This window comes from Intrasporangium mesophilum (assembly GCF_054783095.1).
On sequence record NZ_BAAGRF010000013.1, the window covers coordinates 247,302 to 261,244 of the forward strand.

Annotated in this window: 11 protein-coding genes; 6 read left to right on the forward strand and 5 right to left on the reverse strand. The window is 68.3% G+C overall.

Annotation, left to right across the window (positions count from 1 at the left end; translation table 11 throughout):
- Positions 1–121: 121 nt before the first annotated feature.
- The 5 genes from ACYVLP_RS12570 to speB all read left to right on the forward strand — a co-directional run bounded on the left by ACYVLP_RS12570 (position 122) and on the right by speB (position 5,009).
- Positions 122–715, forward strand: coding sequence for a hypothetical protein (locus ACYVLP_RS12570; protein WP_460627686.1), 594 nt, complete (start codon positions 122–124; stop codon positions 713–715).
- Between the two features lie 333 nt (positions 716–1,048).
- Positions 1,049–1,648, forward strand: coding sequence for an RNA polymerase sigma factor (locus ACYVLP_RS12575; RefSeq protein WP_460627687.1), 600 nt, complete (start codon positions 1,049–1,051; stop codon positions 1,646–1,648).
- Positions 1,635–2,216 carry an anti-sigma factor gene (locus tag ACYVLP_RS12580; protein ID WP_460627688.1) on the forward strand — a complete coding sequence of 194 codons (582 nt, stop codon included), beginning with the start codon at positions 1,635–1,637 and terminating at the stop codon, positions 2,214–2,216. The genes ACYVLP_RS12575 and ACYVLP_RS12580 overlap by 14 nt, the downstream gene beginning before the upstream one ends.
- Before the next feature lie 306 nt (positions 2,217–2,522).
- Positions 2,523–3,473: a CHRD domain-containing protein gene (locus ACYVLP_RS12585; protein WP_460627689.1), complete on the forward strand. Its 951-nt coding sequence runs from the start codon at positions 2,523–2,525 to the stop codon at positions 3,471–3,473.
- 471 nt (positions 3,474–3,944) lie between these two features.
- A complete protein-coding gene (gene speB / locus ACYVLP_RS12590; protein ID WP_460627690.1) occupies positions 3,945–5,009 on the forward strand; it encodes an agmatinase in 1,065 nt (354 codons plus the stop codon).
- A 96-nt stretch (positions 5,010–5,105) separates the two neighbouring features.
- Here speB and ACYVLP_RS12595 read toward each other — a convergent pair whose 3' ends face one another.
- The 4 genes from ACYVLP_RS12595 to lysA all read right to left on the reverse strand — a co-directional run bounded on the left by ACYVLP_RS12595 (position 5,106) and on the right by lysA (position 10,254).
- Positions 5,106–6,467 carry a pyridoxal phosphate-dependent decarboxylase family protein gene (locus tag ACYVLP_RS12595; protein ID WP_460627691.1) on the reverse strand — a complete coding sequence of 454 codons (1,362 nt, stop codon included), beginning with the start codon at positions 6,465–6,467 and terminating at the stop codon, positions 5,106–5,108.
- A 49-nt stretch (positions 6,468–6,516) separates the two neighbouring features.
- Positions 6,517–7,437: a universal stress protein gene (locus tag ACYVLP_RS12600; RefSeq protein WP_460627692.1), complete on the reverse strand. Its 921-nt coding sequence runs from the start codon at positions 7,435–7,437 to the stop codon at positions 6,517–6,519.
- Positions 7,434–8,879 carry an amino acid permease gene (locus ACYVLP_RS12605; protein WP_460627693.1) on the reverse strand — a complete coding sequence of 482 codons (1,446 nt, stop codon included), beginning with the start codon at positions 8,877–8,879 and terminating at the stop codon, positions 7,434–7,436. Before ACYVLP_RS12605 ends, ACYVLP_RS12600 begins: the two co-directional genes overlap by 4 nt.
- A gap of 115 nt (positions 8,880–8,994) precedes the next feature.
- Complete coding sequence (lysA, locus tag ACYVLP_RS12610; RefSeq protein WP_460627694.1) at positions 8,995–10,254, reverse strand: diaminopimelate decarboxylase; 1,260 nt, start codon at positions 10,252–10,254, stop codon at positions 8,995–8,997.
- 209 nt (positions 10,255–10,463) lie between these two features.
- On the opposite strand from lysA, the gene ACYVLP_RS12615 reads away from it, so the two are divergent.
- Positions 10,464–12,170 carry an amidase gene (locus ACYVLP_RS12615; protein WP_460627695.1) on the forward strand — a complete coding sequence of 569 codons (1,707 nt, stop codon included), beginning with the start codon at positions 10,464–10,466 and terminating at the stop codon, positions 12,168–12,170.
- A gap of 79 nt (positions 12,171–12,249) precedes the next feature.
- Here ACYVLP_RS12615 and ACYVLP_RS12620 read toward each other — a convergent pair whose 3' ends face one another.
- Complete coding sequence (locus ACYVLP_RS12620; protein ID WP_460627696.1) at positions 12,250–13,716, reverse strand: TRAP transporter substrate-binding protein; 1,467 nt, start codon at positions 13,714–13,716, stop codon at positions 12,250–12,252.
- Positions 13,717–13,943: the final 227 nt, after the last annotated feature.

Below are 13,943 nucleotides of genomic sequence, written 5' to 3' on the forward strand. Positions count from 1 at the left end.
CTCACCATCCCCACGACTCCTTCCCATCGGGCTGTGGCCTTCAGGCCGCTGCCGACCTTCCTACCCGAGGTGACCTATGTGGCCTGCACAAGCACTGATGTCTGTATCGAAGGAGGCGGCCGTGCTTGCACCCACGCCGCGTACGTGTCGGGCAAAGGACTGGCGGGTCCGCGTCCGTTGGCTCAGGCCCGGAGAAATCGGTTCCCTGCTCGAGATCTTCGCCGGTCCAGGTCCCCGGTCGCGCGAGCTCCGGTTCAGGGCACCCAGGCTCCGGCTCACGGCCGCAGACGTTCACCAGCTCACGGACCTCGACGGCCGCGATGATGTGGCGCTCGTTGTCGAGTCTGCCGACGGCCGTCTGGTCGGGGTCGCCTGCTTCGTCCGCAACGAGCACGACGACAGCTCAGCGGACGTGGTGGTGAGGGTGGTCGATCCCTGGCCCCAGCACGAGGTGGGTGCGCTGCTGACCTCGACGTTGGTCTACCGAGCGCGTCGGGGTCGGCAACGCCGGTTCCGCCTCGTCAAGCGGCCCGACAACAAAGCCACCCAGCGGCAGCTGCGCCAGGTCTCCCGCGACATCGAACGCCTGGCCCTCGACCGAGATGCCGCGGAGTGCGCGGCCATCGCGACCGGACCAGACCTCCCGAGGACTGGATCCGACAGCCTGTGGGAACGCTCTGGAGGAGACCGGCCATCGGTCCCGGGCTCGGCATGACCCTTCACACGCACGGTCACGCCGGGCGAAACACCTGCGACGGCGCTACCACGCGCTGGTGCCATGGCAAGAAGAAAGGAAACGTCATGGATCGTCAGATCATCGTCACCGGGGACGCTCCGAGTTCGGCCCTGTACAGCCGACCTCTGCCGCTTCTACGGCGACATTCACGCTCAGGTTCAGTTCCGCGATCCGCTGCCGGATCCGGGCGAACCGAGCCGGACCCGGCTGCGTAGGCAGGAAATGAGACGCAGCGCGACCGCGACCGCCGCGACTCTCGCACAGCCGCACACCACGGAGGCCGCCGGTGAATCTTGGTCTAGCGTGACCACCGTGGCCTTGGACGACGCCGAGCTGGCGTCATGGTTCGCCTCTGGAGACGCGGACTCGGTCCGGGTCGTCTACCAGACCTACGGTCGGCTGGTGTTCGCGATCGCGTTCAGAGTGCTCGGGGACACCGGCCTCGCGGAAGACGCCACCCAGCAGACGTTCGTGCAAGCCTGGCGTGCTGCGGGAAGCTACGACCCGAGCCGGGAGCTCGCGGCCTGGCTCACCACGATCGCGAAGCGGGTCGCCATCGATGTGCACCGGCGCGAGCGCCGGCACCGCAACCTCGACAACATCGACACCTCCGACAGCGCCTCGCTGGTCACGCTGCCGCCATCGGCGGAGCAGATCAACGACGTGGCCGAGGTGCGCCGGGCGCTGGACGAGCTGCCGCCCTCCGAACGCGATCTGATCCGGATGCAGCACTTCGACGAGCTCAGCCAAGCGGAGATCGCGGACAAGCTCGAGATCCCGCTGGGCACGGTCAAGTCGCGGACCTTCCGGGCGCACCGCCGGCTGGCGAGCATCCTGCACGGCCTGCGTGCCGAACCGGCAGACTCAGCACGCGCTGACCCGCGCGAAGGAGGCTCGGATGTCCGACGATGACCTGACGCCGGCGGAGCGCGCTGAGATCGAGCGGGTGCACGGCGTTCTCGCGGACCGGGCCGTGTGGGCCGAGCCCTCGCTCGACCTCCAGGAGCGGGTGGTCGCCGCGATCGGCGCAGAGGCCGGCACCGGCCGGCGTGCGCGACGGATCCGGAGTTCGATCATGGCCGCAGCCGCCGCGGGGATCCTGGCCACGGGCATCACGGTCGGCTTGCACGCGACCCTCGACCAACCACTCCAGTTCGCTGCCTCCCTGACCGGGACCCGGCTCGCGCCAGATGCGGCCGGGAACGTCACCCTGACCAAGACCGACAGTGGATGGAAGATCGAACTGCACGCGACCGGACTCCCTCGGCGCGCCGACGGAGAGTTCTACCAGGCTTGGCTGAAGGGCGCCGCAGGGCTTCTCGTTCCGATAGGTAGCTTCAACGAGGGCACCGACGTCACGCTCTGGTCCGGCGTGAGCCCGACCACGTTTCCAACGCTGACCATCACCAAAGAGGTCGCCGACGGCAACCAGGCGTCGTCGGGCCAAGTCGTCCTCACCGGTCAGGCGAACAAGTCCTGATGCTTGCTCAGGCCGTGCCGGCCTGATCTATTGCCAGCGGCGTTTTCCCCTGATACCCGTATGCCGTCCGCCTGGGGGCCGACGGCCGTGCCCGTCCCAGCCTGCTGCCCCGGCGACCCGGGCGCCTTCCTCGGGATCATCGCCAGCGGAGACGCAGCGGCATACGTAAGACGGACTGATGCGGTTCGCCCGGACGGCTGTGACCTTCTCCGCATGTCCCGACACAAACGCCGGCCCACCGCTCTGCGTAGTAATCCATGCAGGCCGAGCATGAGGCTTCGGCCGCAGAATCGAGAGGGATCACTCATGACCAGCAGCACAAAACGCCGCGTGGCCCACGGCATTGGCGCTGCCATCGCGGCCGCGGCCTCGTTCGGCACGTTTGGCATCGGCGCGGCCTCCGCGAACAGCGACGTGACCCCGCCGGCGGGCATCACCGTGCCGGGTAACGCGACCGCGGCACCTGCCACCCTCATTGCCAGCCTGGAGGGTCGCAACGAGGTGACGTCGGGCGCCCCGGTCGGGCAAGCGTTGGAACTGATCGGCATCCGGGGCGACACGCTCAGCTACTCAGTCTCGTGGCGCGGCATCGACCCCCCGACCGAGGCCGACATCCACGCCGCGGGTCGAGGAGCGGACGGCCCGGTCGTGCTGACCCTGTTCGACACGCCGCGACCGGCGGGCGGCGTCGCGTCCGGCACCGTCACGGTCAACGACCCGACGCTGCTTGCTGCGCTGCAGTCCAACCCGGGCGGCTTCTACACCGATCTGCACACCAGACAGTTCCCGGACGGCGCGGTGCGTGCCCAGCTCCATTCGCTGAACCACGCCGTGAGCACCAGCGGCGTTGCCGCCTTGCAGGAATCGGTGGTCTTCGGCAGCCAGATCTACGCCTGCACGCTGCAGGGTGACGGGTCGTTCGCCTTCGCCCAGCACGACGTCGACGCGCACCTGACCGGCGGCATCCACCACACCTTCATCCGGCCACTCGCGGGCACGCCGCAGTGGCAGGCACCCGACGGCAGCGCGGTCAGCGGCAAGCTGGTCACCAAGAACTCCAACGGTGCCGGCAATATCGCTGAGCTGAACCTGGACGCCACCCAGATCGGCGACTCCACCGGACTGCTCGCCCACGCTGTCGAGGTGCTTCGCCTCAACACCGTCGGCGGCCTCGCCCCGACCGGGACCTGCGACCCGCAGTCCACGCCGACCGTCAACGTCCCCTACCAGGCCGACTACATCTTCATCAACCGCTAGCAAGGACCGACAGCAAAAGATGCCGACCTAGCCGCTGAGTGGCGCCTCTGACCTGAGGCAGGCGGCGCACCAGGATGGGCTTCGACCTTAACGGGCGAGGCCCATCCTGTCTTTCGTGGGGCGTCTGGCAACGCAGCGGGCACGGGTCCGCCGCATTGGCTTAGGCCCGTGTCCACCGCCGTCCGGTCGACTGTCACGCGACGCCATGGCGGCCTACCACGAGGCCCAGCTGGATGAACTGTCGCGAGCACATGCGTGCAGCGATCCACATCAGCCCGCGCTCGTGGCCGAGAGACGCGCCGTCCTTGCGAGGTGCCAGAGGTGTAGACGGCCGATGGGATACTTCGTCGTCGCGACAGGAGGATACGGTCACGCTGGCACGTCCCACCGAGATTCGGTGCGGTAAACCCGCCAACTCCGGCCCCACGTGCGGTTATTGACTCCTCGCACACCGCGCACAAACACTGAACCATGACCAGGTACGGCCAACAGTTCGGTCCCGACTTCACGTTCCTCGGCGTACCTATGTGCGACCTCGACGACCCGTCGACGTATGCCGACGCGCAGGTCGTGATCTTGGGCGCACCGTTCGATGGAGGGACCTCGGCGCGGTCCGGAGCACGCTTCGGACCGATGGCTATCCGGATGCGCGACTACCTTCCGCACGACGGTGAGCGCCCGAGCCTCGCCCTGCGCACCGATGGCTTGAAGGAACTACGCGTCGTAGACGCGGGCGATGTCGAGATGTATTCCGGCGAGATCGAGGCGGCGCTGCCGGCGCTGGAAGCGGCCGTCGAGAAGGTCACCCGGTCCGGCGCGATCCCGGTCACCCTTGGCGGCGACCACTCGGTCACCTACCCCGACGCCAAAGGCGTGGCGAACGTCCTGGGCCACGGCCGGATTTCGATGATCCACTTCGACGCGCACGCAGACACCGGCGACATCGAGTTCGGGTCCCTGTGGGGGCACGGCCAACCGATGCGCCGCCTGATCGAGTCGGGTGCGCTGCGCGGTGACCGGTTCCTCCAGATCGGTCTGCGGGGCTACTGGCCGCCGCCCGAGACGCTGGCATGGATGGCGGACCAGAATATGCGCTCCTACGAGATGACGGAGATCGTGCACCGCGGCCTGGAGGAGTGCCTGAGCGAAGCGTTCGGCATCGCGATGGACGACTGCGACGGGGTCTTCCTGTCCGTCGACATCGACGTCTGCGACCCTGGGCATGCTCCTGGCACAGGGACGCCCGAGCCGGGCGGGCTCACTGCCCGCCAGCTGCTCGACGCGGTGCGCCGGATCTGCCTCGAACTTCCGGTCGTCGGGATGGACGTGGTCGAGGTAGCGCCGGCGTACGACCACTCGGACATCACTGCGGCACTGGCCAACCGCGTTGTCCTGGAGGCGTTGTCGGCAATGGCTCGGAAGCTGAAGGACGAGCGCGACGGGACCAGATGGGACCCCTCTCAGCCGCTGCTCGAGGCCCGGCCGCCGTTCGAGCCCGACCAGTCTCACCACAGCAGCCACCTCGGTCACCATTGACTGGCCGAGCTGCCGTACGCCAGCGCCGAGCCGTGGAGTCGCCGACTGATCGCCGGGATCGGGACCGGTGTTCAAGGGACCACGAGCCCGCCGTTCTCAGGCAGTGCGGTCGAGAACCTCCCGCACGATGTCCATCGTCGTGTGCGGGTGGAGGAAGGCGAATCGGCCGACAGTCTCGCCTTCCCACTTGGTCGGTGGGATGAACGCGACCTCGTCCTCATGCAGTGACTGCGCCCAGGCGTCGTAGTCCTCTGCGGTCCAGCCGATGCGACGGAAGAGCACGACCCCGAGATCGGGCTCGCGGATGAGTTCGAGGTGGGGGGTCTGGCTGATCAGCGCCGCAGTCTCGCGGGCCAAGCTGGCCGCTGCCTCGATCGCCCTACGGTAGGCGCCTGTCCCGTTGACGGCCAGCGAGAACCACAGCGGCAGCCCGCGCGCGCGTCGGGTGAGGTGGTAGGCGTAGTCGGTGGGGTTCCACTCGCCTTCGGAGACGTGGATGACATCGAGGTAGGACGCGTCCTGGGTGTGAGTGGCGCGCGCCAGTCCGGGCTCCCGGTAGAGCAGCGCGCAGCAGTCGAACGGCGTGAACAGCCACTTGTGTGGGTCGAGGATGAACGAGTCGGCCTGCTCGATGCCGTCGTACTTCGCCCGCAGTGACGGTGCGAAGATGCCTGCGCCCCCGTACGCACCGTCGATGTGGAACCACCAGCCCTGGTCCTTGGCCAGGGCGCCGACACCCGCAAGGTCGTCGATGATGCCGGCATTGGTGGTGCCGGAGGTGCACACCACCGCCACGACGTCGTCAAGGTCGTTCTGCGCCGCGAGCGCAGACTCGACCGCGCCTGACGTGAGCCGGTGGTCGGGGGTGTCGACGACGAGGGCGTCCATCTCCAGGAGCTTGAGGGTGTTGACGATCGAGGAGTGCGCGTCGGTGCCGACCACGACCCGGAGCCGGCGCCCGGCAGCGGCCGCGCCGAGGCGCTGCTTGGCGGTTTCGCGGGCGACGGCGAGGGCCGACAGGTTGCCCGCGGACCCGCCTGAGACGAAGCAGCCCCCAGCCGTCAACGGAAGCCCTGCCTCGTCCGCGATGAGCCGCAACACCGAGTTCTCGGCAGCGATGGCGCCCGAAGCCTCGAGCCATGAGATCCCCTGGATCGAGGCGCACGATACGAGCATGTCGAACAGCAGGCTCGCCTTCGTGGGAGCGGCGGGGATGAAGCCGAGGAACCGAGGGCTGTCAGCAGAGATCACCGACGGCGCGATGATCGAGGAGTAGATGCCCATCACCTCGTCGGGGAGCCGGCCCTGCTCGCGGATCACGCCTTCGAGCCGTGCGTTGAGCTCTGCGGCGGGCAGCGTGCCCTGGTCCAGGGGGACCGGTTCCATGGTCAGCCGGTTCTCGGCGTAGGCCAATACGCTGCGGATCATCTGCTGGGTGGTCTGGTCTAGCTCGTGCATGACTCCTCGGACCCTTCTGCGAGATCGGAGCGCGGCCGCCGTCCGGAGGTCAGGTGGGCCCCGTCTGCCCCGCGAGCTCCTCGGCGACCACGCTGGGCAGTACCACAACGGGCACCGGCGAGTGGCGGACGATCTTGGTCGCCCGCGACCCCAGGAACACGTGGGCGACCGGCCCGAGTCCGCTCGAGCCGACGACGAGCACGTCGCCCGTGTCCCAGTCGACGTCTTCCATGGCCTCGTCCCAGGTCTTGCCGATCCCGACGACACCATCGAGATCGCGTGGCACGTGGGGCCGCTCGCGGATGGTCGTGATGGCTTCCTGGGTGGCCTCGCGCATATCGCTCAGCCACTCGGACAGGACTGAGTCCTCGCCGTCCGCTCCGAGCCGTGTGGTGTATGCCGGTCGCTGCCACACCGCGAAAGTGGCGATCCGCAGCGATGCGCCCGCTTGGGCCGCGAGGGCGGCGGAGGCGACCACGACAGCCTCGGCGCCGTGGGAGCCGCCGTAGGCCGCGGTGATGCGCCGGACCGCGACCCCGGGCGGGGCCCGGAAACCCCGGGTGGCCAGGGCGATGGCCAGCGGTGAGCTGTGCAGCAGGCGACTGGTGACGCTACCGAGCGCCACGTGACCGAACACGCCCGCTGACGACGATCCCAGCACGATGAGCTCCGCGTCGTGCTGATCGGCGAGTTCGAGAAGCCCCGCTGGGGCCGAGCGTGCCTGATGGCGCACGAAGCTCGCCTCGACGTCGGCGGGGAGGTTGGCCCGGGCGTAGGCAAGCGCGGCGTCGGCGTCGTGGTCGAGGGCCACGTGGTACTCGGCGTCGACCTTCGCCATGCTCGGGTACCAGGGTTTGGGGACGACCGAGCAGACCACGAGAGGCTGTCCTGAGGAGCGGCTCAACATCGCGGCCAGATGTAGGGCGGCCTTGCCCCGCTCCTCCGGCGAGTAGCCCACGAGGTAGGTCATGGGACCTCGTCATGGATGAGGCCCACGTGCTCGTGACGGCCGAGGTGGGAGTGCTTGATGCCGTACACGAAGTACCACACCAAAGCGATGGCGACCCAGATGACGAAGACCCAGATCGTCACGGCTCGGAGGTCCTTGATGATCCACAGGCAGCCCAGGACGGAGAGCACCGGAGTGACGGGGTAGCCCGGGACCTTGAACGTGCGGGGAAGGTCAGGGGCGGTGCGGCGCAACACGATGACGCCGATCGACACGACCAGGAAGGCGACCAATGTCCCGATGCTCGTCATCTCGGCCAGGAAGTTGATGGGGATCAGACCGGCGAGGAGAGCGATGACGCAGGCGACGATGATCGTGTTCGTGACCGGGGTCAGGGTCCGGGGGTTCACCCTGTGGAACAGCTCAGGCAGCATGCCGTCCCGCGACATCGCGAAGAGGATGCGGGTCTGCCCGTAGAGGACCACCAAGGTCACGCTGAAGATCGAGACGACCGCACCAACGGCCAGCACGGTGCCGGGCCACGTGGCGCCCGTCACCTGCTCGAGGATGGCCGAGAGTCCTGCCTCCTGGTCCTTGAACGCGGCGGCCGGCTGGGCACCGACCGCGACCACCGTGACGAGCATGTAGATGGCCGTGACCGCCACCAGGGCGATGAGGATCGCCAACGGCATGTTGCGGTGTGGGTCCTTGACCTCTTCGCCGGCGGTCGACACCGCGTCGAGGCCGATGTACGAGAAGAAGATGATGCCCGCGGCCGATGTGATCCCGGAGAGCCCGAACGGTGCGAAGTTCGAGAAGTTGTCGGAGTTCCACCCCTGTATGCCCAGGACGACGAACAGGACGAGAACACCGAGCTTGATCATCACCATGACAGCGTTGGTCTTCGCCGACTCGCTCGCTCCGCGGATCAGCAGCAGTGTGCAGAGGAAGATGAGAACCACCGCAGGGAGGTTGATGATGCCGCCTTGCTCCGGAGCTTGCGACAACGAGTCGGGCAGAGTGAACCCGAACAGGTTGTCGAGCAGCTCGTTGAGGTACTGCGACCATCCCACCGCCACCGCAGCAGCGGACACGCCGTACTCCAGCAGTAGACACGCGGCGACGCCCATGGCCGGGAGTTCGCCGAGCGTTGTGTACGCGTAGGAGTAGGACGAGCCCGACACGGGCACCGCCCCCGCCAGCTCGGCGTAGCACACGGCGGTCAGCCCGGCCACGACACCCGCGATGACGAACGACCAGATGACCGCGGGCCCAGCCACCGGAACCGCTTGGGAGAGCACGAAGAAGATGCCCGTCCCGATCGTCGCACCGATGCCGAACATCGAGAGCTGAAACAGCCCGATGGTTCTGGCGAGTTCGCTCTGGCCGGTATCAGCGCCTGTCTCGTCCTCCATCTCACGAACGGGCTTGCGGCGTAGGACCTTTTCGCGCAGCGACGCCATGACCCCTCCTGCCGGCGACTCAGCGCGACCGCGGATGACCGCGCAGCACCCACAGGTTGAAGTCTGGCACTAGGCCTTGCTCGCAGGAAGATCCCAGCGATGGCTCACGTGTTCGTCAGTCGACGTCGCGCGCGGTCAGGTCTTCCCACGTCTCGCGACGCACGGCTAGGCGCGCCTGTCCATTCCGTGCGAAGACGACAGGGATCCTGCGATTTCCGTTGTAGTTGTTGGCCATCGTGTAGCAATACGCACCGGTGGCGGGTACGGCGAGCAGGTCGCCCACACTGGTGTGTGGGAGCCGGATCTCGTCGATCAACACGTCCCCGCTCTCGCAGTGCCGACCGACGACGGTCACGGCCTCTCCGTCGCCATCCTGCAGCCTGTCGACCAGGCCTGCCTCGAAGCGCTGCTGGAAGAGCGCGACCTCGAGGTTGTCACCCATCCCTCCGTCGACAGCGACGAAGGTGATGGCGCCGCGCTTGACGGTAGTGACCGTGTAGAGGGTTGCCGCTGCTGACGCCACCATGCTGCGCCCGGGCTCGATGACCAGCTGGGCCTCGGCGGGCAGCTGGGCCCGGGCAGCGCCCACCAGGGCGTCGAGGTATGCCGCGACGGACGGTGGGTTGTCGGCATACGTGTATCGGGCGCCCAGTCCTCCACCAAGGTCGTAGACGCGGAACTCTCCGAGAGCGGCGACGGGAGCGACGGAGTCGGCGAACGGCTCGACGTCCATGATCTGGGAGCCGACATGGACATGGAGGCCGTGCATGTCGAGCCGCGGACTTGCCTCGATCCGGCGGATGAGCTCGACCGCAGCGGCCGGCGCGAGGCCGAACTTGGATCCCTCGTGGCCAGTGAGGACGTGGGCGTGAGTGTCCGCCGTGATCCCGGGAATGACACGGACGAGGACGGCCTGCTGCCGCCCTTTTGGCACCGCGGCCTCCAGTCTGTCGACATCGTCAGGACCATCGACGACGACGAGCCCGATCCCGTGGTCGACCGCCATCCGGATCTCTTCATCGCTCTTCGCGTTGCCGTGCAGCACCAGCAGGGCCGGGTCCGTACCGGCCTTCAGGGCCGTCAGGATCTCGCCGCCACCGGCCACATCCAGGCCGATCCCCTCCTCGACCATCACGCGCTGGACCGCAGTGCACGGGAAGGCCTTGGACGCGAACACCACGCGGGACTTCGCCCAGCGCGCAGCCAGCTCCGCGGCATACTCGCGCGCCCGGGCCCGCAGGGCGTCCTCCGCGACAACCATCACCGGGGTCTGGAACTGCGCAGCCAGGTCATCGGCGCGGCACCCGCCGATCGTGAGCATGCCACCGCTGCTGATGGCGCTGCCTGGGGGAAACAGGGACAGGAGGTCGTCCATGGCATTGTCCTTCGGCCGTGCGCAGCCAACGCAGGCGGAGCCGCGAGCGCGCACCGCCATCGTGTCACGGAGGCGGGTTGCACGGGCCACCCCGGGCACCACGCGAACCCCGGAGGACAGTATGCCGCTGGGCGCGGTCGACATGCCGCTGGGCGCGGTCAACCGGCATACCGCGTGCACTCTGGGCCGACAGGAAGGATCATGCCTCCATGTTCGATGTCGTCGAAGCCTCTGTCGCAGACTTGCAGCATGCCTTGCGCCGAGGGCTGGTCACGTCCCTGGAACTGGTCGACGCGTACCTGGCCAGGATCGAGCGGTACGACGCTCCGGGCACAGCGACCGCGCTGACCTCGGTCGTCGTGCCCAACCCCCGGGCACGCCAGGAGGCGGCGACTTCGGACGAGAGAAGGCGGCGCGGCGACCTGCTCGGCCCGCTCGACGGCATACCGTACACCGCGAAGGACAGCTACCTCGTCCGCGGACTCACGGCGGCCGCCGGGAGTCCGGCGTTCGCCCACCTCGTGGCGCAGCGGGACGCGTTCACCATCGAGCGGCTGCGGGCCAGTGGCGCCATCTGCCTTGGCCTGACGAACATGCCACCGATGGCCAACGGCGGGATGCAGCGCGGCGTGTACGGCCGCGCCGAAAGCCCATACAGCGCAGACTTCCTCACGGCGCCGTTCGGGTCTGGCTCCTCCAACGGTTCCGGCACGGCGACGGCGGCGAGCTTCGCGGCGTTCGGGCTGGGCGAGGAGACCTGGTCGAGTGGGCGGGGCCCCGCCTCGAACAACGCGCTCTGCGCCTACACGCCCTCACGCGGAGTGATCTCGGTGAGAGGCAACTGGCCGCTCGTGCCGACGATGGACGTCGTCGTCCCGCACACACGCACGATGGGTGACCTCTTGGCCGTCCTCGACGTCATCGTCGCCGACGATCCCGAGACCCGAGGCGACCTCTGGCGATCCCAGCCCTGGGTGCCGATCCCGGCCGCGTCGACCGTCCGGCCCGACTCGTACCTCAGCCTGGGCGACGGCGCGGTCGCGGCCCTGAACGGCGCCCGCATCGGCATCCCTCGCATGTACGTCAACGCCGATCCCGACGCCGGCACCGCGCCGTCACCGGGCATCGGCGGACCCACCGGTCGGCGCATCGAGACCCGCGAGTCCGTCGTGGACCTGTGGCGGGCGGCTCGCCGCGACCTCGAGGCCGCCGGTGCCGAGGTCCTCGAGGTCGACTTTCCCGCCGTGACGAACTACGAGGGCGACCGGCCCGGAGCGCCGACGGTGGCGACCCGGGGCCTGGTCAGCCGCGAGTTCCTGAGGCGCGAGATCGTCGACCTATCCGCATGGGCCTGGGATGACTTCCTCGCGGCGAACGGCGACCCGTCGCTCGCGTCCCTCGCCGACGTCGACGGGGCGCAGATCAACCCACACCCCGAGGGCGCACTCCCTGACCGCTACACCGGCTTCGACGACGACATCGCCACTTACCCCGAGCAGGTACGCCGGCATCCGTACCAGTCGCCGCAGGACATCCCGCACCTCGCCGACGGGCTGCGTGGCCTCGAGCGCACCCGCGAGCTCGATGTCGACGCGTGGATGGACGGGCTGAGCCTCGACGCTGTCGTCTTCCCGGCCGTCGCCGACGTGGGCCCCGCAGACATGGACGTCAACCCAGCCTCGGCCGACATCGGTTGGCGCAACGGCGTGTGGGTCGCCAATGGCAACCTCGCGATCCGCCACCTCGGCATCCCCACGGTCACGGTGCCGATGGGCACGATGCCCGACACGGGTATGCCGGTCGGGCTCACCTTCGCCGGCCGCGGCTACGACGACAACCGGCTGTTGCGCCTGGCCGCCGGCTTCGAGGCGACCGGCCCGCGTCGCACCGAGCCTCCGCGAACGCCTCGTCTGTAACGAAACAGGTATGTCGGCGGTGTGGACACGGATGTCCCGCGGTTGGGCTGACTGTGCCGCGTGCTCGGCGTGGCTGTCCTCAGCGCACCCTGTCTGTGCGGACATACGCGCACCTGATGCAGGTTCGGTGTTCTCCCATCCACGCCCTGCCCGCAACGACGCACCGAGGGTTGCCGGTCAGCGGAGCGCCTGGCTCCGGCGGCGGGCAGCGCTTGCTGAGGTACGAGGCGTCGGGCGTCGGGCTGATGCGCCGCCACGGCGCCGGGGCCCAGCCGTCGGGAGGGGTCAGCAGGGTGAGGGTCACCTGTTCCTTGTACCGCTTCCAGAAATAGGCGAAGAACTCGCCAGGCTGGTTCAGCGTGTCGCTCGGGGCAATGCCGCCGCCATCGGTGAACAGCCATTCGAACCGTATGCCGCTCACCGTGAATGTGCCGTACGCCCACGTGCAAGCGGGCCCGTTCTCCTCCGTGAACGCGAAGCGCCCCCGGTCGAATACGAAGAAGAACGTGCCGCAGTTCTCCGGCGCGCGGTCGCAGCCCGCGGGCAGGTCCATCCGATACGTACCGTCGAATGCGCTGCGCGCCGGCCGTGCGGCTTGTGCGCCAACGGAGCCGGCGTTTCCGTTGCAGCTGGGAGTCTCGTCCGAGTAGGGCGTCACGCCGGCACGCAGCTGCGCGATCCGGTCCAGGTAGCCGGCGGTGCCAGCATCGTCGCGCAGCGCCGCGACGAGTGGTCGCACCACGTCGTGCAGGGCGTCGACAGCCTCGGGTGTCGCGTTGTAGACGCGGAACCAGGAGTTTCGACACAGGGTCGCCAGCGTGTCCCGGGTTTCCTTGCGTAGCCCGGAGGTTGCCGCCCCTATGGAGTCCCGGACCGCCGAGCGGAGCCATCCGCGTTGCTGCTCGGACAGTTTCTGGTAGGCCTGGGCGCTCGCGACGATGACGATCGGACGCGGGTAGAGCGGCAGGTTCGCGGTGACGCCGTTAACGCTGTCCGAGTACTGACTGATCCCGGCGACCTGAATGCTGATCCCGTCAAGGCCCTTGATCGAGGTGCCGTTGCCGATGAACTTCACCGGATCCGCCCCGAGCGACAGCAGCGTCAGTTCCTCGACGAACGAGGGAGCGTGGCCGATTCGGGCATCCTTGAAGTCCGCCAGGCTGGTGAACGCGCGGGTGATGCCGACCGGGAAACGGATGGAACCGGGCAGTACCCCAATGCCCTCGAGGCCCAGCTTCTCGACGGCCGGCAGCATAGCGTCGGGTAGGTCGCTCGACAGGACCGTCTGCTGGAGGGCGAGGCTGTCGATGGTGAAGGGTGCGATCAGCGCGTCGAACGCCGTGACGCCCGCATCGTGCCAGGGTCGGGCCGAGACCACTGCAATATCGGCCTTGCCGGCCCGGACGGCGTTGATGGCGTCCGTCTCCTGCGAGAGGTCCGTCCCTTCCCAGTAGCCGTCGGCGTCCAGCGTCAGCTTGCCGCCGGACAGCTGGGCAAGGCGGTCGACGACGGGCTTGATCTCCTCGGGCGAACGGGTGTTCAGCACGTGGAGCGTCGTGACTGACACCGGCGTGAAGCCGCCGGCCCTGTCCGCGGACGCACATCCGGCCGGGGCAAGGATGACAGCCATTGCGACCATGGTGAGTCGTGCGACGGTTGCCCTCATTGCTGCCTCCTTTTCTGCTCTTGACGCTAGGCCGCGCTCACGGCACTGCACATCCGTGGAATCACCACAATGACTGGGACTGTTGGTCAGCCAGGTCTGCTGAGCGA

Coding starts and splice junctions, on each gene's coding strand:
- ACYVLP_RS12615 (WP_460627695.1), top strand. CDS start 10,464: ATGTTCGATGTCGTCGAAGCCTCTGTCGCAGACTTGCAGCATGCCTTG.
- ACYVLP_RS12580 (WP_460627688.1), top strand. CDS start 1,635: ATGTCCGACGATGACCTGACGCCGGCGGAGCGCGCTGAGATCGAGCGG.
- ACYVLP_RS12595 (WP_460627691.1), bottom strand. CDS start 6,467: ATGCACGAGCTAGACCAGACCACCCAGCAGATGATCCGCAGCGTATTG.
- ACYVLP_RS12585 (WP_460627689.1), top strand. CDS start 2,523: ATGACCAGCAGCACAAAACGCCGCGTGGCCCACGGCATTGGCGCTGCC.
- ACYVLP_RS12600 (WP_460627692.1), bottom strand. CDS start 7,437: ATGACCTACCTCGTGGGCTACTCGCCGGAGGAGCGGGGCAAGGCCGCC.
- lysA (WP_460627694.1), bottom strand. CDS start 10,254: ATGGACGACCTCCTGTCCCTGTTTCCCCCAGGCAGCGCCATCAGCAGC.
- speB (WP_460627690.1), top strand. CDS start 3,945: ATGACCAGGTACGGCCAACAGTTCGGTCCCGACTTCACGTTCCTCGGC.
- ACYVLP_RS12605 (WP_460627693.1), bottom strand. CDS start 8,879: ATGGCGTCGCTGCGCGAAAAGGTCCTACGCCGCAAGCCCGTTCGTGAG.